This window comes from Lentzea albida (genome assembly GCF_900111005.1).
GTDB lineage: Bacteria > Actinomycetota > Actinomycetes > Mycobacteriales > Pseudonocardiaceae > Lentzea > Lentzea albida.
The window spans coordinates 171818-191610 of the sequence record NZ_FOFV01000018.1; the positions used below are offsets into that span (position 1 = coordinate 171818).

Annotated in this window: 20 protein-coding genes; 12 read left to right on the forward strand and 8 right to left on the reverse strand. The window is 70.0% G+C overall.

Annotated features, from left to right (window positions below; all coding sequences use genetic code 11):
* Nucleotides 1-2: 2 nt before the first annotated feature.
* On the forward strand, nt 3-719 hold the full coding sequence (locus tag BMY74_RS35095) for a response regulator (RefSeq protein ID WP_015099292.1): 717 nt from the start codon (nt 3-5) through the stop codon (nt 717-719).
* Between the two features lie 70 nt (nt 720-789).
* Nucleotides 790-2046, forward strand: a complete 1257-nt coding sequence (locus tag BMY74_RS35100; protein WP_089923189.1) for a ribonuclease D — start codon at nt 790-792, stop codon at nt 2044-2046.
* A 110-nt stretch (nt 2047-2156) separates the two neighbouring features.
* Here BMY74_RS35100 and BMY74_RS35105 read toward each other — a convergent pair whose 3' ends face one another.
* The gene (locus BMY74_RS35105) at nt 2157-2804 is read right to left on the reverse strand and encodes an O-methyltransferase (RefSeq protein WP_089923191.1); all 648 of its coding nucleotides are present in this window, start codon (nt 2802-2804) and stop codon (nt 2157-2159) included.
* A gap of 71 nt (nt 2805-2875) precedes the next feature.
* On the opposite strand from BMY74_RS35105, the gene BMY74_RS35110 reads away from it, so the two are divergent.
* The 3 genes from BMY74_RS35110 to BMY74_RS35120 all read left to right on the forward strand — a co-directional run bounded on the left by BMY74_RS35110 (nt 2876) and on the right by BMY74_RS35120 (nt 7608).
* A complete protein-coding gene (locus BMY74_RS35110; RefSeq protein ID WP_089923193.1) occupies nt 2876-3496 on the forward strand; it encodes a TetR/AcrR family transcriptional regulator in 621 nt (206 codons plus the stop codon).
* A gap of 317 nt (nt 3497-3813) precedes the next feature.
* Complete coding sequence (locus BMY74_RS35115; protein ID WP_089923196.1) at nt 3814-4287, forward strand: GNAT family N-acetyltransferase; 474 nt, start codon at nt 3814-3816, stop codon at nt 4285-4287.
* Between the two features lie 129 nt (nt 4288-4416).
* The gene (locus BMY74_RS35120; protein ID WP_143091830.1) at nt 4417-7608 is read left to right on the forward strand and encodes a S8 family serine peptidase; all 3192 of its coding nucleotides are present in this window, start codon (nt 4417-4419) and stop codon (nt 7606-7608) included.
* Between the two features lie 36 nt (nt 7609-7644).
* On the opposite strand, the gene BMY74_RS35125 is transcribed toward BMY74_RS35120, so the two are convergent.
* The 3 genes from BMY74_RS35125 to BMY74_RS35135 all read right to left on the reverse strand — a co-directional run bounded on the left by BMY74_RS35125 (nt 7645) and on the right by BMY74_RS35135 (nt 9627).
* Nucleotides 7645-8388, reverse strand: a complete 744-nt coding sequence (locus tag BMY74_RS35125) for a hypothetical protein (RefSeq protein ID WP_089923200.1) — start codon at nt 8386-8388, stop codon at nt 7645-7647.
* Nucleotides 8385-8891 carry an RNA polymerase sigma factor gene (locus BMY74_RS35130; RefSeq protein ID WP_218159847.1) on the reverse strand — a complete coding sequence of 169 codons (507 nt, stop codon included), beginning with the start codon at nt 8889-8891 and terminating at the stop codon, nt 8385-8387. The genes BMY74_RS35125 and BMY74_RS35130 overlap by 4 nt, the downstream gene beginning before the upstream one ends.
* A gap of 88 nt (nt 8892-8979) precedes the next feature.
* Nucleotides 8980-9627 (reverse strand): MerR family transcriptional regulator, encoded by a 648-nt coding sequence (locus BMY74_RS35135; RefSeq protein WP_089923201.1) that lies wholly within the window; start codon nt 9625-9627, stop codon nt 8980-8982.
* A gap of 68 nt (nt 9628-9695) precedes the next feature.
* Between BMY74_RS35135 and BMY74_RS35140 the strand changes: the two genes are divergently transcribed.
* From BMY74_RS35140 to BMY74_RS35155, 4 genes are read left to right on the forward strand one after another with little or no spacing between them, the layout of a single operon-like run.
* The gene (locus tag BMY74_RS35140) at nt 9696-10568 is read left to right on the forward strand and encodes a hypothetical protein (RefSeq protein ID WP_245786527.1); all 873 of its coding nucleotides are present in this window, start codon (nt 9696-9698) and stop codon (nt 10566-10568) included.
* Nucleotides 10565-11014, forward strand: a complete 450-nt coding sequence (locus BMY74_RS35145) for an ABA4-like family protein (RefSeq protein ID WP_089923205.1) — start codon at nt 10565-10567, stop codon at nt 11012-11014. Before BMY74_RS35140 ends, BMY74_RS35145 begins: the two co-directional genes overlap by 4 nt.
* A gap of 34 nt (nt 11015-11048) precedes the next feature.
* Nucleotides 11049-12320: a thiolase family protein gene (locus BMY74_RS35150; RefSeq protein WP_425434884.1), complete on the forward strand. Its 1272-nt coding sequence runs from the start codon at nt 11049-11051 to the stop codon at nt 12318-12320.
* On the forward strand, nt 12317-14425 hold the full coding sequence (locus BMY74_RS35155) for a 3-hydroxyacyl-CoA dehydrogenase NAD-binding domain-containing protein (RefSeq protein ID WP_089923211.1): 2109 nt from the start codon (nt 12317-12319) through the stop codon (nt 14423-14425). The genes BMY74_RS35150 and BMY74_RS35155 overlap by 4 nt, the downstream gene beginning before the upstream one ends.
* Before the next feature lie 54 nt (nt 14426-14479).
* Here BMY74_RS35155 and BMY74_RS35160 read toward each other — a convergent pair whose 3' ends face one another.
* The 3 genes from BMY74_RS35160 to BMY74_RS35170 all read right to left on the reverse strand — a co-directional run bounded on the left by BMY74_RS35160 (nt 14480) and on the right by BMY74_RS35170 (nt 15720).
* Nucleotides 14480-14806, reverse strand: coding sequence for a hypothetical protein (locus tag BMY74_RS35160; protein ID WP_089923214.1), 327 nt, complete (start codon nt 14804-14806; stop codon nt 14480-14482).
* 231 nt (nt 14807-15037) lie between these two features.
* Nucleotides 15038-15445, reverse strand: a complete 408-nt coding sequence (locus BMY74_RS35165; RefSeq protein ID WP_245786528.1) for a type II toxin-antitoxin system VapC family toxin — start codon at nt 15443-15445, stop codon at nt 15038-15040.
* Nucleotides 15433-15720, reverse strand: coding sequence for a type II toxin-antitoxin system Phd/YefM family antitoxin (locus BMY74_RS35170; protein ID WP_089923217.1), 288 nt, complete (start codon nt 15718-15720; stop codon nt 15433-15435). Before BMY74_RS35170 ends, BMY74_RS35165 begins: the two co-directional genes overlap by 13 nt.
* 72 nt (nt 15721-15792) lie before the next feature.
* Here BMY74_RS35170 and BMY74_RS35175 point away from each other — a divergent pair, with 72 nt between their 5' ends.
* On the forward strand, nt 15793-16512 hold the full coding sequence (locus BMY74_RS35175; RefSeq protein WP_089923221.1) for a DUF72 domain-containing protein: 720 nt from the start codon (nt 15793-15795) through the stop codon (nt 16510-16512).
* 14 nt (nt 16513-16526) lie between these two features.
* Nucleotides 16527-18242 (forward strand): glycoside hydrolase family 5 protein, encoded by a 1716-nt coding sequence (locus tag BMY74_RS35180; protein ID WP_245786529.1) that lies wholly within the window; start codon nt 16527-16529, stop codon nt 18240-18242.
* Here the strand turns inward: BMY74_RS35180 and BMY74_RS35185 are convergent.
* Complete coding sequence (locus BMY74_RS35185; RefSeq protein WP_089923227.1) at nt 18197-18931, reverse strand: arylamine N-acetyltransferase family protein; 735 nt, start codon at nt 18929-18931, stop codon at nt 18197-18199. The two genes, BMY74_RS35180 and BMY74_RS35185, sit on opposite strands and share 46 nt — an antisense overlap.
* 17 nt (nt 18932-18948) lie before the next feature.
* Here BMY74_RS35185 and BMY74_RS35190 point away from each other — a divergent pair, with 17 nt between their 5' ends.
* Complete coding sequence (locus tag BMY74_RS35190; protein WP_089923230.1) at nt 18949-19758, forward strand: DUF72 domain-containing protein; 810 nt, start codon at nt 18949-18951, stop codon at nt 19756-19758.
* Nucleotides 19759-19793 lie beyond the last annotated feature (35 nt).

Here is a 19793-nt window from a genome sequence, read left to right on the forward strand (position 1 = left end):
ACGTGGCTGCCGTCGGCTTAGGTCAGGCCGTTCGTACCACGCCAGCCGGCTCGTTGCCGGCGAACATGGTCCCGCACCCGCGGGAAGAGCTTTTTTCAGTGCTGGTGGTCGACGACCACCCACTGCTGAGGGAGGCGATATCAGCTCGGCTCACCCAAATGGGAGCCGGGACAGTGCATGAGGCCGCATCGGTGGCAGAGGCTCGGGCGCGGGCACTTGCAACCGGTCCTTGCGACCTCGCGATCCTCGATCTGGGCCTGCCGGATGGCACCGGCATCGACCTGGTCACGGAACTCCGTGCCCAGGGCTGGCCCCGCATCGTGGTCCTCGCATCCTCCGACGACCCCTACGCGGTCAGGTCGGCCTTCCAGGCGGGCGCCCAGGCGTACCTCCTGAAGTCCGCCTCGCCGATGGTGGTCACCGACGGGGTGCGCAGGGTCCTCGACGGCGGCGTTTACGCAGATCCGAGCGTGGCACCAGTACTCGCAGCGGGTACTCGGGTGCCGGGCACGGACAACACGCCGCGGGAACTCTCCGCGCGTGAGGTCGAGGTGCTCCAGCTGGTCGCCGATGGCCAGAGCAACAAGGAGATCGGCGAGGCTCTGAGCCTGTCCGCGTTGACGGTGAAGTCTCACCTGTCGCGGATCGGCCGGAAGCTGGGCACAGGAGATCGCGCTCAGATGGTCGCGCTGGCCATGCGTGCCGGCGTGATCCGTTAGATACCGGTTTGAAGCACTGAACCGGCCGAGAACACCTGTGAGTGGTGCGATCGTCGTAGGGTCATCCGCTGTGGATGTACCCGCCGACGAGCCAACCGCACCAACCGGACCAGAACCGGTACCGCTGACGGAACCTGCTGATGGGGTCCCGCCCGTGGTCGCCGATCCAGCTGCGCTCCGGCGAGCCGCTGACGCGCTCGCCGGGGCGAAGGGCCCGGTCGCGGTGGACACCGAGCGAGCCTCGGGCTATCGCTACTCACAGCGTGCCTATCTGGTGCAACTGCGCCGGGAAGGCGCCGGCACCTGGTTGGTCGACCCGATCGCCCTCGGCGGTCGGCTTGATCCCCTGGTGCAGGCGTTGGAGGGCACTGAGTGGGTGTTGCACGCGGCGTCTCAGGACCTGCCGTGCCTCGCCGAACTCGGTCTCCGACCCGGCGTGCTGTTCGACACCGAGCTGGCGGGCAGGCTGGCTGGGTTCGAACGCGTCGCCTTGGGCACGCTGGTGGAACGGCTACTCGGTTACAGGCTCGAGAAGGGGCACGGCGCGGCCGACTGGTCGCGCCGGCCCCTTCCTGCCGACTGGCTGACGTACGCCGCTCTCGACGTGGAGCTGCTCGTGCAGCTGCGCGACGTCCTCGAAGCCGAACTGGAGCGCCAGGGCAAGCTCGCCTGGGCGCTCGAGGAGTTCGAGGCCGTGCGGACGGCGCCGTTGCCGCGTCCCCGCACCGATCCCTGGCGCCGCACGTCCGGTATCCACCGCGTGCGCAACCAGAGGCAACTTGCCCTCGTGCGCGCGCTGTGGGAAGCCCGCGACACCGTGGCCCGTGAACGCGACATCGCTCCCGGCCGAGTCCTCCCGGACTCCGCGCTGATGGAGGCCGCCTCCCGCAACCCCGCCAACGAGGCGGAGCTGCTCGCCCTGCCCGTCTTCCGCGGCCGTTCCCAGCGCCGCATGGCCGGTGTCTGGATGAACGCCCTGCGCAAGGCGGGCGCGTTGACCAAGGCGGAGCTCCCCGAACCCGCGGGCCAGCACGACGGCCCGCCCCCGCCCAACCGCTGGGCGGACAAGGACCCGGACGCCGCGGCCCGCCTGGCGGCGACCCGCGCGGCGCTGGCGACCATCGCCGAGGCCAACACCCTCCCGGTGGAGAACCTGCTGCTGCCGGACCTGGTGCGCCGCACCTGCTGGCAACCGCCCGCCGACCTCTCCCCGGAGTCCGTTGCCTCCGTGCTGCGCGAAGGCGGGGCGCGGTCGTGGCAGATCGACCTCACGCTGGAAGCACTGACGAAGGCGCTGGCCGCGTCAGCTCCTCCTCCGGCCGGCTAGGCGCACCCGGCTGATATCCGATATATCAGCCGGCTGTTTGGTGGCACGAGCCATTCGCTGACGACTGCACCCGTCCTTGCGGGGCGGGTGCCGTCGTCGGGTGCTCGTGCTCATGCCCGGCAGCTGATCTCCATGCCGTCCTCGACCGGCAACGCGACGCTGACGTAGCCGTTCGCCGGGTCCCGCACGTAGGCGAGGTAGCCGGCCATCGACTCCTGGTCGATGTCGTCGGCCACCACGACCGCCCCGGCCGCGAGCCGTGGTTCGAGGTCGCGCAGCACGGGCAGGCACAGCTCCTTCCACCCGTCGAGCAGCACCAGCCCGATCGGCCCCTTCAGGTCGGCCAGCGTGCGGCGGGCGTCGCCGGGCAGGATCGTCGCGACGCCGCCCAGCCCCGCCTCGTCGAGGTTCTTCCTGGCCGCGGCGACCTTCGCCTCGGACATCTCGGTCCCGTACACGTGCCCCTTGCCGTTGTCCGCGACCGCCGCCGCGAGGTAGAGCGTCGAGATGCCGAAAGACGTGCCGAACTCGACCACGTTCTCCGGCCTGCTCGCCCGCACCAGCGCGTACAGCAGGTCGCCGCCCCGCGCCGAGATCGGCATGTAGATGCCGGCCAGCAGGTCGGCGCGTTCCTGCGCATCGGCCGACCGCACCGCGTCCCACTCCAGCGCCTCGAACGTGTCGTCGTCTCCCCCGGCGCCGTCGAACAACCGGTCCAGCACCGACCGCACCCGCGGCTCCCTCAAAGTGTTCGTCATGGCAGCTAGACTAGACGCAACGTTGCGTCTTGCCTAGCTCGCACTAAGGTACGGCCCCAGGGAGGCGAACGATGGAGAGCAGCACCACGCACAGCGACAACACCCGGCATCGCGGCAACAGGCACGGCCGCAGCGAAGAGGCGCGGCAGGCGGTCCTGGAGGCGGCCGACGACCTCCTCGCCGAACGGGGCTTCGCCGGCGTGACGATGGAGGGCATCGCCGCGCGGGCGGGCGTCGCGAAGCAGACGATCTACCGCTGGTGGCCGTCCAAGGTCGACGTCCTGCTGGAGGCGTTCACCGAGGACATGGCCGAACACCTCACCCCGGAGGACCTCGGCGACCTCGGCGCCGACCTGCGCGTCCACCTGGCACGCCTGGCGGACTTCCTGACCGAGTCGGACCCCGGCGCGGTCTTCCGCGCACTGACCGGCCAGGCCCAGCACGACCCCCAGCTGGCGGCACGCCTGCGCGACGACCACCTCAGCCACCAGCGCACCCGCGACGCCCTCCCCCTGCGCCGCGCGATCGCCCGCGGCGACCTCCCCGCCGACCTCGACGTGGACACGGCCCTCGACCACCTCGTCGGCCCGATCCACTACCGCGTCCTGGTCACCGGCGCGCCGGTCCCCCGCGAGTTCACCGACGACCTCGTCGCCGCCTTCCTGGACCGCCACCGGGCGGGCCCGCGATGACCGGTCGAGGGGGCAGCGGCCCGGCCGACAGCGGTTCGGCAGACGGTCCAGTGGACAGCGGCTGCGCAGGCAGCGGCTCCGCAGACAGCGGCTGCGCAGGCAGTGACTCCACAAGCAGCGGCGCCGCGGCCACCGACTCCGCAGACAGCGGCTCCGCAGTCAGCGGCTCCGCGGCCACCAACTCCGCGGACAGCGACCCAGCGGACACCAGCCCCACGGCGACCCGCCTCGCACGCAGCGGTCCAGCGGACACCAGCCCCGCAGCCACCGGCCCAGCGCCCACCGGCCCAGCGCCCACCGCCTCCTCACCCGTCAACATGGACCGCCTCACCCTGCTCCCCCTGGCCGTCGAGCACGCCGGCGAGATGGCCGAGGTCCTCGCCGACCCGGCCCTGCACACCTTCACCGGCGGCACCCCGCTCACCTCCGAAGCCCTCCGGGCCCGCTACGGACGACTGGCGGCGGGCTCCCCCGACCCAGCCGTCCGCTGGCTGAACTGGGTGATCCGCCTGCGCGACGAGAACCGCCTCACCGGCACCGTCCAGGCGACCGTCGCCGACGGCACGGCCGAGATCGCCTGGGTCGTCGGCACCCCGTGGCAGGGCCGGGGCATCGCCCGCGAAGCGGCCCAAGGCCTCGTCACCTGGCTTCGCACCCAGCCGGTCCACACCGTGATCGCCCACGTCCACCCGGACCACCACGCCTCCGCCGCCGTCGCCGCGTCCGCCGGTCTCACCGCCACCGACGAGGTGCACGACGGCGAGATCCGCTGGCGGCTGCACCTCAACTGACGCTTCAGGCCGAGTTGCCGGGCACGCACCCGACAACGGTGACGTGTTGACAGTTGCCGTTGCGAAATATCCGGCCGGGGTGACGGACATATGCCGCCGAGGAGTTGTCCGTCCCCAGAGAGGCCTCCGTTGAAGCGAAACCTCCCCCTCGCCGTGGCCGGCGTCGTCCTGGCCACAGCGCTGAGCGGCGCCACCCACGCCGCCGCGACCACCGCAGAAACCACCGCGAACACCACCGCCGGGCCCCAGCAGGGTGCGGCGAGCGAGCAGTGGATCACCCTGGTCACCGGTGACCAGGTGCTGACCGACGACAAGGGCAAGCCGAAGCAGTGGAAGCCCGCACCGGGCCGTGAGCACATCATGGTCGCCACGAGAGAGGACGGCGCGCACCTCTACGCCGTGCCTCAGGACGTCGAAGCGATGATCTCCGAGGGCAGGCTGGACCGGCGCCTGTTCGACCTCGCGCTGCTGAGCAGGCCCGAGTACACCAAGCGCAAGGGGCTCGGCGTGCTCGTGTCGGGCGGCACCGGGCTGCGGAACGCGCGCCAGTTCAGCCGCATCGGTGTGGACGCCGTGACGGTGACGGCCGAGACCGCGCCGGACGTGTGGAAGTCGCTCGCGAACGCACGCACGGCGAAGACCACGATCTGGCTGGACGCGGTGCGCAAGGCCGCGCTCGACCGCAGCACTGCCCAGATCGGGGCGCCGCAGGCGTGGCAGGCCGGGTTCGACGGCACGGGCGTCAAGATCGCCGTGCTGGACACCGGTGTCGACAACACCCATCCCGACCTCGCCACGCAGGAGATCGCGGAGAAGAACTTCACCGACTCCCCCGACAACGTCGACCGCGTCGGGCACGGCACGCACGTCGCGTCCATCGCGGCCGGCACCGGTGCGAAGTCCGGCGGGAAGTTCCGGGGCGTGGCTCCGGGCGCGCGCATCCTCGACGGCAAGGTGCTCGGGGACGACGGGTCCGGGTTCGAGTCCGGGATCCTCGCGGGCATGGAGTGGGCCGTCGAGCAGCAGGCGGACGTCGTCAACATGAGCCTCGGCGGTGACGACGGCCCGTTGCTCGACCCGATGGAGGTCCTCGTCAACAAGCTCTCGCAGGAGACCGGCACGCTGTTCGTCATCGCCTCGGGCAACTCCGGCCCGAACAGCGTCGGGTCACCCGGAAGCGCGGACGCCGCGCTCACCGTCGGTGCCGTGGACCGCGATGACGAGCTCGCGCCGTTCTCCAGCACCGGTCCCCGCAACGGTGACGGCGCCATCAAACCCGACATCACCGCACCCGGCGTCGAGATCGGCGCGGCCGCGGCGGGCGTGCTCGGGGAGACGAGGCCCAAGCCCGCCGACGGCTACATCGCGCTGAGCGGCACGTCGATGGCGACCCCGCACGTCACGGGCGCGGCGGCGATCCTGGCTCAGGTGCACCCGGACTGGAACGGCGAGCAGCTCAAGGCCGCGCTCACGGCGTCCGCGAAGCCGGGCGCGCACACCCCGTTCGAGCAGGGCGCCGGGCGTGCCGACATCGCCAAGGCGATCAAGCAGACGGTCACGTCGAGCTCGGTCTCGTTCGGCACGGCGTTGTGGCCGCACAACGACGACGTTCCGATGACGCGCGACGTCGTCTATCGCAACGAGGGCGACCAGCCCGTCACGCTCGCGCTCAAGCTCGACACGGCGGCGCCGCAGGGCTTCTTCACGCTGAAGGACGCCACTCTGACCGTGCCCGCGCACGGCACGGCCACCACCACTCTCACCGCTGACACCAAGATCGGTGGCGACGCGTCCGGCGCGTTCAGTGCGTACGTCAACGCGAGCGGCGGCGGCCAGTCCGTCGTCACCCCTGCGGCCGTGACGCGGGAAGACGAGCGCTACACGCTCACGATCAAGGCGATCGGCCGCGACGGCAAGCCCGCCGCGGACTGGCGGGCCGAACTGCAGGGCGTCACCGGGGACGCGCAGGGCGGCTTCGCTGGCCTCGGCACCGGGCTCGAGTCCCTGCGCGTGCCGAAGGGCCGTTACCTGATGACCGGCCGCAGCTGGGTCGAGCCGACCCAGCCGAACCCGAACTACAACTGGTTCAACGGCACCAACATCGACATCGCCGCCGACACGACGATCACGCTCGACGCCCGTCAGGCCAAGCCGGTCGACGTCACGTGGCCGGGCAAGGCCGAGGAGCGCCACTCGTACATCAGGGTCGGCCACAAGATGCCGGTGACCGAGTACGGCTTCGGCCTGCTGGGCGTGCCGCTGCGCTTCCTCAACACCGCGCACGTCGGCCCGGAGGGCAGGCAGGGCGAGATGAACGAACTGCTCGTCGCCTCCTACACCGGCGCCGACCGGGAGGAGTTCCACCTCGCCGACCAGTCGACGACGCTCACGAAGTTCTGGACCGGCTACCAGAAGCAGCTGAAGTCCAAGGACGTCGTGACCGTCGAGGCCGCGTCGGGCACCACCGCACCGGACCGCACGGGTTACCTGTACGCCAGCGCCGCCGTCGGCGACAGCCCGCTGTTCGGCGTCGCGTTCGGGCACGCGCTGCCGCACTCCAGGAAGATGTACCTCTACTCGCCCACGCACACCTGGGGCTTCCGCTTCGAGCAGGACACGAGCGCCGGCACCGAGGCGTTCTGGGCCGCGGCGGACGAGCAGTTCAAGCCGGGCCGCACCTACCGCAGGACGTTCAACACCGGCGTCTTCGGCCCGGCGCTCACGAACGAGCGCCGCGTCGGCCTCTACCGCGACGGGGACGTCCTGTTCGGCAGCCTGCCGTTCTTCGCGGACGGCCAGGGCCGCTCGGGCGGTTCGATCGTGGACTCGGGGTCGACCGTGCTGAAGCGGGGCGGGAAGGTGGTCGACTCGACCGACCGGCCGCTGGACCTCGAGACGTTCTTCTCGTTGCCGGCGACGCCCGGCCGCTACGAGCTGACGACCACGGCGAACCGGTCGGGCGTCGCGGCGATCAGCACCTCGGTCACCACGACGTGGGGTTTCGACTCGGCCACGACGCCGGCGGTCACGCAGGTGCCGCTGTCGATGGTCCGGTTCACGCCGGAACTCGGCCTCGACGGAACGCTGCCCGCGTACCGGGTCCAGCAGATCCCGCTGACGGTGCAGGGCAAGGTGAAGTCGCTGTCCACGCAGGTGTCCTACGACAAGGGCCGCACCTGGCAGCGGACGCTGGTCATCGGCGGCTCGATGATCGTCGTCAACCCCGGCCGCGGTGGCAGCGTCTCGCTGCGGGCCACGGCCGTCGGCAAGGGCGGTGACTCGGTCACCCAGACCGTGATCGACGCCTACCTGGCGAAGTAGCGGGTGCTGCGGCGGGCGCCCGCGGGCGCCCGCCGTTCAGCGCTTCGGGAACGCCTCGTCGTAGAGCGCCCGCAGGGACGGCTCGTCGGGCCCGCTGTAGCCGCACCCCATCACCTTCAGGTCGCTGGCCGCGACGAGGTACCTCCTGCCGGCCTCGGGTTCGAACCCGAGCAGCACGGGCGCACCGGTGGTGTTCCTGACCTCGACGACGTCGGCCTCCCCCGTCCAGGCGCGGTGGACCTGCAGCGTCACGACGTCGGCCTCGACCTTCAGGGCGGTGGCCTCGAACGCCATCCCCGCCTGTTCGGCGAGCACGGCCGCCTCGGGCGTGCGGCACCGGACGTCCCCGTCGGCCGGCGCCGCCGTGAGCACGGCGACCGTGGTCTTGCGGCCGCTGGACGACGTCGCCGTCGTCGGCGGTGCCTGAGTCGTGCTGGTGCCGGGCGGGGCCGGGGCGCTGGTCGCCGGCCGTCCCCCGCTGGTGTCGGGCAGGCCCGGCCCGTTCTCCAGACCGGGCCGGGTGGTCGTCGGCAACGCCACGTCCGGCCTGGGCGCCTGCTCGGAGTCCCCCCCGCCCAGCACCACCACCCCGGCGACCACCGCGACGACGGCGACGGCGCCGACGAGCACCGGCAGCAGCCGCGAGGCCGGCCTCGGCGGGGCGGGGGCGTCGAGCGCGGCACCGGCGACGAGCCGCCGTGCCTCGTCGTCCGGCAGGGGCCGCAGCGAGCGCGCCGGGTCGGCGCGGCGCATCCGGTCGCGCAGGTCGTCGTCGGTCATGGCCGCTCTCCTTCCGCCTGCTCGTCCAGCAGGGACTTCAACTTCCGGCGTGCCCGGTGCAGGCGGATGCTCACGGCGTTGGCGGTCGTCCCGACCACCTGGGCGATCTCGGCGGGCCCCAGTTCCTCCCACGCCCAGAGCCGCACCAGTTCGGCGTCGGCGGAGGACAGCCGCGCGAGCGCTCTGGCCAGGCCCGGATCCGGGTCGTCGCGCGCCGGTGTGTGCTCCGGCGGTCGGGCGAGCTGCCAGATCCGCACGAGCAGCCGGTCCTGCCGGCGCCGCGACCGTTCGGCGTTGGCGAGGCAGTTGCGCGCCACGGCGTACGCCCACGCCAGCGGTTCGGCCGGCATCTCGTCGCGCCGCCGCCACGCGACCAGCAGCGTCTCGGACAGCACGTCGTCCGCGGTCGCGGCGTCGGTCCGGCGCGCCAGGTACCGGCGCAGCGGCTCGATCAGCGCCTGCGCGACGGCCTCGAAGCCCGTCTGGCGCGGTTCCACGTCCACCTGCTCCACCCCGGGTCATGTCCGGCAGGACGCCCGCTCTTTCACCGGAGTTGCAAGCGGATGTGTCTGTTAAGGGGTCTAACGGAGATTAGACCTCGTCCGACGGGGGCTGTTCGCCGATCACCTCGCGCGAGACCTGGGCGTGGGCGAGCCGCCGGACGGCCTTGATGACCGTGTCGCCGATCAACGTCCCGACCACCATGGCCTCGATGACGTCGTCGCGCGAACCGCGCGTGGCGATGTACTCGAGGTCGGCGCGCGCGATGAGCTTCAGCCCCTCCAGGTAGGGGTCGAGCAGGTCCTGGAAGTGGTCGTGACCGATCGAGCGGGCCACCGACAGCGCGGCGGCGAGCATGTGGGTCACGTTGCTCGCCGTGACATCGGCGCACTCGGTCTCGCCCTGGCGTTCGAAGAACGCCTGGACGTCCTTGACCGCCATCGGGTCCAGCTCGACCGGGCTCGGCTGGCTGATGGCCTCCTGCACGGCGCCGAGCTTGCGGTGCAGCGACTCCTCGCGGGTGTCGATGACCTCGAGGACCTCCCGCACGGACGCGATCGACAGGCCGCCGACGTCCACGAGCGCGCGGACGAGCCGCAGCCTGCGGAGGTGCTCGTCATCGTAGTGGGCCTGGTTCGGGCTGGTCAGCACGCCGGCGGGCAGCAGTCCCTCGCGCAGGTAGTACTTGATCGTCGGCACCGGAACGCCGCTTCTCTTCGAAAGCTCGCCAACACGCATATGGATAGTGTAGCTTCCGGATAGTAGAGAGTGCCGCTATCCATTCAGGGGGTATCGAGATGTTCCGCATGTGGCACCGTCCGTTAGTGGTCTTCGGGTCGTTGATGGTGCTGTTGATCCCCGTCGCGCTCGTCGGGCTGCTGGTCGACGACCGGACGGTGGTCAACTCGCCGATCTGGCTCAAGCCGATGAAGTTCGCCGTGTCGCTCGCGCTCTACTCGTTCACGCTGGCGTGGCTGCTCACGTACCTGAAGAGGTTCCAGCGCGTCGGCTGGTGGGCGGGCACCGTGCTGGCGGCGGCCGGCGCGATCGAAATGGTCGTGATCGTCGGTCAGGTGATCCGCGGCCGGCGCAGCCACTTCAACTTCGAGACGCCGCTCGACACGACGCTGTTCTCGATCATGGGCTCCACGATCGTGGTGCTGTGGGTGACGCACGCGATCATCGCGATCCTGTTGTGGCGCACCGACATCGAGAACAAGGCGCTCTCGTGGTCGATCCGGCTCGGGCTCGTGATCTCATTCCTCGGCCTCGGCGTCGGGTTCCTGATGACCAGCCCGAAGCCCGGCCAGGCGCTCGACGGCGACACCCTCGGCTCACACACGGTCGGCGCGCCCGACGGCGGCGCGTACATGGCGCTCACCGGGTGGAGCACCGAGCACGGCGACCTGCGGGTCGGGCACTTCGTGGGCATGCACGCGCTGCAGGTGCTGCCGGTGGTCATCGCCCTGCTCGGCGCCCGCGCCACCACGAAGATCGCCTGGGTGACCAGCGCGTCGTTCCTGGGGATCTTCCTGCTCGTGACCTGGCAGGCGTTGCGCGGCCAGTCGCTCGTCCAGCCGGACGGCACGACGTTGCTCGCGCTCGCCGGAATCGTCGTCGCGACCGCACTGGGACTGGTGTGGGCGCGTGAACCGAAGAAGGAGCTCGTGTCCGCATGACCGCCCTGCTGTTCGACCTCACGTTCCTGGTGGCCGCGCCGTTCTGGGCGCTCATGGTCCTCGCGCCGAAGTGGTCGTGGACGAAGCGGATCGCCGAGTCGTACCTGATCGTCCTGCCACCGGCCCTGATCTACGTCGTGCTGCTGGTCCCGGAGCTGACCACGGTGCTGCCGCTGGTCACCCGGCCCGAGATCGGTCCGCTGGCCGACTACCTGGCCACGCCCGCCGGCACCGCGCTGGTGTGGGCGCACATGCTCGCGTGGGACCTGTTCGTCGGCCGCTGGATGTACCTCGAGGGACGCCGGCTGGACGTCCACCCGCTGGTGATGGCACCCGTTCTGGTGATCACGATCCTGCTGGCCCCGGTCGGGTTGCCGCTGTTCCTGATCGTGCGCAAGGTGTGTGACACAACGAACAGGGGTGCCGCTGTGGTTACCGGCCAGTAACTAGGGCTAGAGTTGGCGTTACCGACCGGTAGGGATGTCGCGCAGCCCGGCCGGAGTGGACAGAGTTGTCACCACAAGTGGAGGAGACGCCGTGGCCGCACCAGCAGCGCCGGCACGCGTTCGGAACGTGGTCTTCGTCGACGGCGTCCGCACGCCGTTCGGCAAGGCCGGCCCCAAGGGGATTTTCGCCGAGACCCGTGCCGACGACCTGATCGTCAAGGTCATCCGTGAGCTGCTGCGCAGGCACCCGGAGCTGCCGCCGGAGCGCGTCGACGAGGTCGCGATCGCGGCCACGACGCAGATCGGCGACCAGGGCCTGACGCTCGGCCGCACCGCCGCCCTGCTCGCGGGCCTGCCGAAGTCCGTGCCCGGCTACTCGATCGACCGCATGTGCGCGGGCGCGATGACCGCCGTGACCACGGCCGCGAGCGGCATCGCGTTCGGCGCCTACGACGTCGCCATCGCGGGCGGCGTCGAGCACATGGGCCGCCACCCGATGGGCGAGGGCGTCGACCCGAACCCGCGCTTCCTGTCGGACAAGATCGTCGACACCAGCGCGCTCGTCATGGGCCAGACCGCGGAGAACCTGCACGACCGGTTCCCGCACATCACCAAGGAGCGCACGGACGCCTACGCGGCCGCCTCCCAGGCCAAGTACGCCGACGCGCTGAAGAACGGCAAGATCGGGCCGGAGCTCGTGCCCGTCGCGACCCGTTCCGCCGAGAACGGCTGGGGCCTCGCGACGGCCGACGAGCCGCCGCGTCCGGGCACCACCGTCGAGGACCTGGCGAAGCTCAAGACGCCGTTCCGCCCGCACGGCCGGATCACCGCGGGCAACGCGGCCGGTCTGAACGACGGCGCGACCGGCTGCATCCTCGCCGAGGAGGAGACCGCTCGTTCGCTGGGTCTTCCCATCGGCATGCGGATGGTGGGCTACTCGTTCCTGGGCGTCGAGCCCGAGGTCATGGGCATCGGCCCGGTCCCCGCGACGGAGAAGGCGCTGGAGCGCGCCGGTCTGTCCATCGAGGACATCGGCCTGTTCGAGGTCAACGAGGCGTTCGCGATCCAGGTGCTCGCGTTCCTCGACCACTTCGGCATCGCCGACGACGACCCCCGCGTGAACCAGTGGGGCGGCGCGATCGCCACCGGCCACCCGCTGGCCTCTTCCGGCGTGCGCCTGATGACGCAGCTGTCGCGTCAGTTCGCCGAGCGCCCGGACGTGCGCTACGGCCTCACCACCATGTGCATCGGCATCGGCATGGGCGGGACCGTCATCTGGGAAAACCCGAACTGGAGCGGCAAGTGACCATCTCTGCTGAGGAAGCAAAGGCGATCTTCCCCGACGAGGTCGTCACCCACGCCAAGACGCGCCTGATCAGCGTTCCCGGCCTGGACAAGCCGGTCGCGTTCATCACGATCGACAACGGCCTGGACCACACGCGTCCGTCGACGTTCGGCCCGCAGTCGCTGGTGTCGCTGGGTGCCGCGTTCGACGAGGCCTACGCGGCCTCCCCCGCCGCCATCGCGGTGACGGGCAAGCCGTTCATCTTCGCGGTGGGCGCGGACCTGACGGCCGTCGAGAAGGCTTCCGACCGTTCGCAGGGCGTCACGATCGGCGCGCTGGGCCACGAGGTCTTCAAGAAGTTCACCGACTCGGACATCCCGACCTTCGCCTTCGTCAACGGCGCGGTCATGGGTGGCGGTCTCGAGCTCGCGCTGTCGTGCCACTACCGCACGCTGGCGTCGAACGCGGCCGCGATCGCGCTGCCCGAGGTGTTCCTGGGCCTGTTCCCGGGCTGGGGCGGCACGCAGCTGCTGCCGAACCTGATCGGCGCGAACGACGCCGTGACGGTGATCTTCGAGAACGCGTTGAACCAGAACAAGATGCTCAAGCCGAAGGAAGCGCTCGCGCTGGGCATCGCGGACGTGCTGTTCGACTCCGCCGACTACCTGGAGCAGTCGCTGCTGTGGCTGTCCGGCGTCGTGCGCGGCGAGATCTCCGTGCCCCGCAAGGAGATCGACCGCGGCGAGGCGTGGGACGCGGCCGTCGCGCGCGCCAAGGGCATCGTGCACGGCAAGACCAAGGGCGCGGCGCCGGGTGCGCTGAAGGCGTTGGAGCTGCTGGAGCTGGCGCGCGAGAACGACCTGGAGAAGGGCTACGCCGCCGAGACCGAGGGCCTCGCGGACCTCGTCATGAGCGACGAGCTGCGCGCGGGCCTGTACTCGTTCAACCTGGTGCAGAAGCGCGCGAAGCGACCGGCGGGTGCTCCGGACAAGTCGCTGGCGCGCAAGGTCACCAAGGTCGGTGTCGTCGGCGCGGGCCTGATGGCCTCGCAGATGGCGCTGCTGTTCATCCGCCGCCTGCACGTGCCGGTCGTGCTGACCGACATCGACCAGGCGCGCGTCGACAAGGGCGTCGGCTACGTCCACGCCGAGATCGACAAGCTGGCCTCGAAGAAGCGGATCTCCCCGGACGAGGCGAACCGCCTGAAGGCGCTGGTCTCCGGCTCGCTGGACAAGTCCGCGTTCTCCGACGCCGACTTCGTGATCGAGGCCGTGTTCGAGGACCTCGCCGTGAAGCAGCAGGTGTTCGCCGAGGTCGAGGAGCACGTCTCCCCCGAGGCGATCCTCGCCACGAACACGTCGTCGCTGTCGATCACGGACATGGCGTCGAAGCTCAAGCACCCCGAGCGGGTCGTGGGCTTCCACTTCTTCAACCCGGTCGCGGTCATGCCGCTGCTGGAGATCGTGCGCGCCGAGCAGACCGACGACGCCACGCTCGCCACGGCGTTCTCGATCGGCAAGCAGCTCAAGAAGTCCTCGGTGCTCGTGAAGGACGCGCCCGCGTTCGTCGTGAACCGCCTGCTGACCCGCTTCATGGGCGAGGTCATCAAGTCGGTCGACGAGGGCACGTCGTTCGAGGTCGCCGACAAGGCCACCGAGCCGCTGGGCCTGCCGATGTCGCCGATGATCCTGCTGCAGCTGGTCGGCTCCGCCGTCGCGCTGCACGTGTCGGAGACGATGCACGGCGCGTTCCCGGACCGCTTCTCGGTGTCGGAGAACATGAAGAAGTTCGTCGCCGCCGGCAAGGGCGCGGTCTGGCAGTGGGACTCCACCGGTGCGCAGACCGTCGACCCCGAGGTCCTGGCGCTGTGGGAGTTCGGCTCCTCGCCCCTGACGGGTGAAGAGGTGAAGACCCGCGCGCTCGAGGCGCTGGCCGAGGAGATCCGCATCATGCTCGACGAGGGCGTGGTCGCGGAGGCGCAGGACATCGACCTGTGCATGATCCTGGGCGCCGGTTGGCCGTTCTGGCTGGGCGGCATCACGCCGTACCTGGACCGCACCGGCATCTCGGAGAAGGTCACGGGCAAGCGCTTCCTGGCGCCGGGCGTGGCCTCCGTGCCCGCCTAGAGTGCTCGGCCGAAGCCCCGGCTCCTCCTCGACGGAGCCGGGGCTTCGTCGCGTCTAGGCCTCCGGCAGCATCACCGGCTGGTGCAGCTCCGCCGACCCGTCCTCGCGGATGAACCAGGCGTCGATGTTCGTGGCGCGCAGCGTCACCTCGGACCCGGCCACCAGCTCCCGGTAGCGCGTCGAGTCCGGCAGCCCGATCGCGACGGTGTCGAACGGGTGGTTCTGGCGCAGCATCAACGACCTGCGCAGCGCCTCGCCGAACGCCCACCGGGGAGACCCGTCGTCCTCCGGCACTTCGACCAGCGCGCCTTCGAGGTGGTGCTCGAGCGCGGCTCGCACGTGGTCCGCCGTACCCCACGCCGCGATGTCCGTGACAGTCATGTGTGACGTATCGGGATGAATCACGGGATCATTAGCACTTGGGATGTTTCGATCAGGTCATGTTCCCGTGTCCCGCGATCCTGCTGAACGTCGGCGGCCCGCTGAACCCGTACGTACGGATTCTTGCGGCCCGTGCGCGTGTGGCTGGACCCGTCGGACGGCAAGGTCCCGTGGACCACCTGGAACGGGTTCGCACGTTCCTCACTGGTGGAACGCGAAATCCCGAGCCGCTCACACCTGACGGATCGGCACGACCTCCACGAGCCGGCCGACGTCCTTGAAGTCCTTGACGTTCATCGTCAGCACCGGCAGGCCCGCCACTGCCGCCGTGGCCGCGATCTGCAGGTCCATCCGCCGCGGACGGGGTGACCGGCCGGCGCGTCTCACCAGCGACGCCATCTGGCCGTAGACCTTGGCCTCCTCGACGCCGAACGGCAGCACCTCGAACGTCTGCAGCGCCGCGTAGTACCGCTCCGTGCGCGCGAACCGCTCGACCGGGTCCTCGGTGTCGAGGCCGAACGCCAGCTCCGCGATCGTGACGGCGCTGAGGAACGGCTGGGCGTTCACGTACTCGCCCAGGTTCGCCCGCTCGAGCCTGATCAGCACACAGGTGTCGAGCAGGCAGTTCAGCTCTGCCACGGGTCTTCCAGCGGGTCGTCGCCGCCGAACACCTGGTCGGCGGCTCGCCGGTCGGCCTCCCAGCGGTCCGCGTCGACGGGCGGCAGGGTGCCGAAGAGCACCTGCACGTCACCGAGCGGCGGACGGCTCACGGGGCCCTCCCGGTACGGCGAGAGCTGGGCGACGGGTTTGTTGTTGCGGGTGACGACAAAGCTCTCACCCGCCTCGACGCGCCGCATGATCTCCGCGTTGTCGTTGCGGAGCTCACGCTGGCCGATGGCTTGGAGCTGCTGCATGCCACCACCGTAGCGCAGTTCGCCAAAAAGTGCTACAGAGTAGCTACAGGCTCTCGCGGCTATCCGGGACGTGTGATCAGGATCGGCACGTCGGGCTGGCGCTACCCGGAATGGCGCGAGGGCTTCTACCGCGGCGTCCCCCAGCGGCGGTGGCTCGCCCACCTCGCCGAGCACGTGGACACGGTCGAGATCAACAGCTCGTTCTACCGCCTCCAGCCGCGGACGAACTACCTCAAGTGGCTCTCGGAGACCCCGCAGGACTTGACGTTCTCCGTCAAGGGACCGAAGCTCGTCACGCACGTCAAACGCTTGCGCGACGTCGAGGAGCCGCTCAGGACGTTCTTCGACTCGCTGGCGCTCGGCGCCAAGCAGGGTCCGATCATCTGGCAGCTCCCACCCAGTCTGCGGTTCGACCGGGCCCTGGTGCAGGACTTCCTCGCCGCACTCCCGGCACAGCGCCACGCCCTGGAACCCCGCCACGAGTCGTTCCGCACCGACGCCTACTTCGACCTGCTGCGCGCGCACAACGTCGCCCACGTCGTGTCGGACGCGCCCACGTTCCCGTGCATCGAGACCGTCACCGCCGATTTCGCCTACGTTCGGCTGCACGGCCATGACGAGCTGTACATCAGCTCCTACGACGACCGCGCGCTCGACGAGTGGGCGGAGAAGATCCGCGGCTGGGACCGCGACGCGTACGTCTACTTCGACAACACCATGCACGGCGCGGCGCCGTACAACGCACTGGCTCTAGCGCAACGCCTCGGCACGCCTATACGGTCACATATGTGAAACCAATTCGCGTCTTGGCTCCCCTGCTCCTGGCCGCGAGTCTCGTGGCGCCCGCGCACGCCGACCCCGTCGGGGCGAACGCGGACGAGGCGACCTGGACCGGTCCCCTCAGCACCCGAGGCCGGTGGATCGTCGACGCCCACGGCGACCGCTTCAAGCTCAAGTCCGGCAACTGGCACGGTGCGAGCGGCACCTACACCGGCTCCGGCGACATCAACGACCCCGCCAACCACCACTCCGGCGAGAAGGCCGACCAGGTCCCGCTCGGGCTCGACCGCGCGACGATGGCCACGATCATCAGCGGTTTCAAGGAGATCGGCGTCAACAGCATCCGGCTGCCGTTCTCCAACCAGATGCTCAAGGACACCAATCCCGTCAACGGCCTCAAGGACGCGCAGCTCAACGGCAAGCGGCCGCTGGAGGTCTACGACGCGGTAGTGGCCGAGCTGACGCGCAACAACCTCGCCGTCATCCTCAACAACCACACCACCACGTCGCGGTGGTGCTGCGGCGTGGATGGCAACGAACGCTGGAACACCAGCCAGAGCACCGACCAGTGGATCAACGACTGGGCGTTCGTGGCCGACCGCTACAAGGCCAACAAGCGCGTGGTCGGCGCGGACCTCTACAACGAGGTGCGCCGCAACGTCTGGGACGACCCGAACTGGGGCTGGGGCAACGACCACGACTGGCACAAGGCCTCGCAGCAGGCCGCCGACCGCCTCCAGCAGGTGGCGCCCGACCTGCTCGTCATCGTCGAGGGCATCAACTGGACGGGCATCCCGGTCGACGGCTTCGCGCACGGGCGCCCGACGCTCGAGCCGGCGCGGTTCCTCAGCCACACGCTCGCCAACCCCGAGAAGCTCGTCTACTCCGCCCACTTCTACGGCTACACCGGCCCGAACCACAGCGGTGCCACGGGTGTCGGCGAGACGACCGACCCGCGCTACCAGGACCTGTCACCGCAGGAGCACGTCAACGTCCTGCAACGCCAGGCCTTCTTCATCACCGAGGCGCAGAAGCACTTCACCGCACCGCTGTGGATCAGCGAGTTCGGCGTCGGCGGGCGCGGCGAGAACAACCCCAAGGCACGGGACTGGTTCGAGCGGTTCGTGAACCAGCTCGTCGCGAACGACACCGACTTCGCCTACTGGCCGCTCGTCGGCTTCCACACCAACCGCGGTGGCAACGGCTGGGCGTTGCTGCACTGGGACGCCGCCGGCAACCGCATGGGCGTCAACGACGGCGACGACTGGCGCGCCGGCGCGTGGAACCGCCTCGTCAACGCTCCGAGCCGCACCGGGCAGATCGCGCGCGAGACGCGGTTCAACCAGCTGCTCAAGGAATCCTGCCCGCAGAGCGAGAAGCTCATCGGCATCAGCCACACCGGCAACCGCGGCCTGTGCGTCAGCGGTCCACAGTGGAGCAACACCACGAGGGTCACCAACGAGCAGCACGTGACCAACGACTGGGCGTCCGGGTACACGAAGTTGCAGTGCCCCAACGGGAACGCGGCCGTCGGCTACGCGAACTTCACGCTGGTCTGCGCGCCCGTCGCGCAGGGGAACCAGACCCGGGTCCTCTGGTTCGACCGCGGTGACAACAGGCCGGACCAGGGCGGCGACTGGGCCAACGGGCACTACAAGGGACAGTGCGCGCAGGACGAGCACATCGCCGGTGTCGCCTACAACTGGCGCAGGACGCCGGACGCGTTGCTCTGCCGGAAGTGAAGTCCCATCTCCTGCAGGAAAGCGGCCGCGGGATCTTCGACATCCGTCGAGGTCTTGCGGCCGTTCTCCGTCCGCACCACCTTCTTGTCCGTCACGGTGATCCGCCCGGCGGGCAACGCGAGCGACGCCATCGGCCCGGCGCGGAAGTGCGATTCCGGCGCGGTCTGGTGCCACCAGCAGGTCGGGACGAACTCGGCGAGCTCGCGCGGGCGGCGGTCCAGCCGGTAGCAGGGCTTGCCGTCCATCCGCACCTCCACGTCGTCGCCGACGTCCACGAGCCGGAACACGCCGAACGGGTCGTGCTGGTCCTCTCGCGACTCCCAGGAGAGCGGGTGCAGGGTGAACGAGCCGAACCCGACGTCGGCGAGCCACTTTCCGTCCACCAGCAGCGCCAGGTGGTCGAGCGGCGGGCCGAGCCGCCGCTCCTCGCCGATCGTCCGGGCGCCGAGGAGGTCGACGTGATGTCCCAGGTGCCGCAACAGCTCCGCGAACAACCCGTTGAGCTCGTAGCAGAACCCGCCGCGCCGCTGCACCACGATCTTGTCGTGCAGCCACGGGATCTCCAGCACGATCCGCGTGTCCATGTGCGTGCAGAGGTTCTCGAACGGAACGCTCAGCAGGTGCCGCTCGTGCAGCTCCGCCAACGACGACGTGCGTGCGGCACCGATGCGCTGTAGGTATGCGTCCACCGTGCCAACATAACCACATGGGCGAGGTCAGGATCGGCACTTCGGGATGGGTCTACCCGCCCTGGCGCGGGGTCTTCTACCCCAAGGGCGTCACGCAGAAACGCGAGCTGGCGTACCTGAGCGAGCAGCTCGGTTCCGTGGAGATCAACGGCTCGTTCTACTCGCTGCAACGCCCGTCGAGCTACCGGAAGTGGGCCGCGGAGACGCCGGACGACTTCGTGTTCTCGGTCAAGGGAAGCCGTTTCATCACGCACATGAAGCGCCTCAAGGACGGCGACGAGCTCCTCGCGAACTACCTCGCGTCCGGCGTCCTCGCGCTGGGCCCCAAGCTCGGCCCGATCCTCTGGCAGCTCCCGCCCACCCTGCGGTTCGACGCGGACCTGCTGACGAGCTTCTTCGAGGGCCTCCCCCGCACCACCACCGAGGCCGCCGAGATCGCGAAGCGCCACGACCACCGCGTCGACCCGGCGCACACCACCACGGACGCCGAACGGCCGATGCGCCACGCCCTCGAAGTGCGCCACGACAGCTTCATCACGCCGGAGTTCATCGACCTCCTGAAGCGCCACGACATCGCGCTCGTCGTCGCGGACGCCGCCGGCAAGTACCCGCTGATCGAAGAGGTGACGAGCGACTTCGTCTACGTCCGCCTGCACGGCCACGACGAGCTCTACGTCAGCGGCTACACCGACGAGGGCCTCGACCGGTGGGCGGAGAAGGTCAGGGCGTGGCGCGAGCACGGCGACGTGTTCGTTTACTTCGACAACGACGCCAAGGCCTACGCCCCGCGCGACGCGAAAGCGCTCCAAGATCGTCTGGCCGATTGACCCGAACGGACGCACACTCGTCTCCGACGGAGGTG

Bases quoted from the DNA above. Each gene is read 5' to 3' on its own strand.
- BMY74_RS35145 (WP_089923205.1), top strand. From the start codon at position 10,565: ATGACCGCCCTGCTGTTCGACCTCACGTTCCTGGTGGCCGCGCCGTTC.
- BMY74_RS35140 (WP_245786527.1), top strand. From the start codon at position 9,696: ATGTGGCACCGTCCGTTAGTGGTCTTCGGGTCGTTGATGGTGCTGTTG.
- BMY74_RS35125 (WP_089923200.1), bottom strand. From the start codon at position 8,388: ATGACCGACGACGACCTGCGCGACCGGATGCGCCGCGCCGACCCGGCG.
- BMY74_RS35105 (WP_089923191.1), bottom strand. From the start codon at position 2,804: ATGACGAACACTTTGAGGGAGCCGCGGGTGCGGTCGGTGCTGGACCGG.
- BMY74_RS35190 (WP_089923230.1), top strand. From the start codon at position 18,949: ATGGGCGAGGTCAGGATCGGCACTTCGGGATGGGTCTACCCGCCCTGG.
- BMY74_RS35170 (WP_089923217.1), bottom strand. From the start codon at position 15,720: ATGCAGCAGCTCCAAGCCATCGGCCAGCGTGAGCTCCGCAACGACAAC.
- BMY74_RS35115 (WP_089923196.1), top strand. From the start codon at position 3,814: ATGGACCGCCTCACCCTGCTCCCCCTGGCCGTCGAGCACGCCGGCGAG.
- BMY74_RS35150 (WP_425434884.1), top strand. From the start codon at position 11,049: ATGTCGCGCAGCCCGGCCGGAGTGGACAGAGTTGTCACCACAAGTGGA.
- BMY74_RS35160 (WP_089923214.1), bottom strand. From the start codon at position 14,806: ATGACTGTCACGGACATCGCGGCGTGGGGTACGGCGGACCACGTGCGA.
- BMY74_RS35110 (WP_089923193.1), top strand. From the start codon at position 2,876: ATGGAGAGCAGCACCACGCACAGCGACAACACCCGGCATCGCGGCAAC.
- BMY74_RS35135 (WP_089923201.1), bottom strand. From the start codon at position 9,627: ATGCGTGTTGGCGAGCTTTCGAAGAGAAGCGGCGTTCCGGTGCCGACG.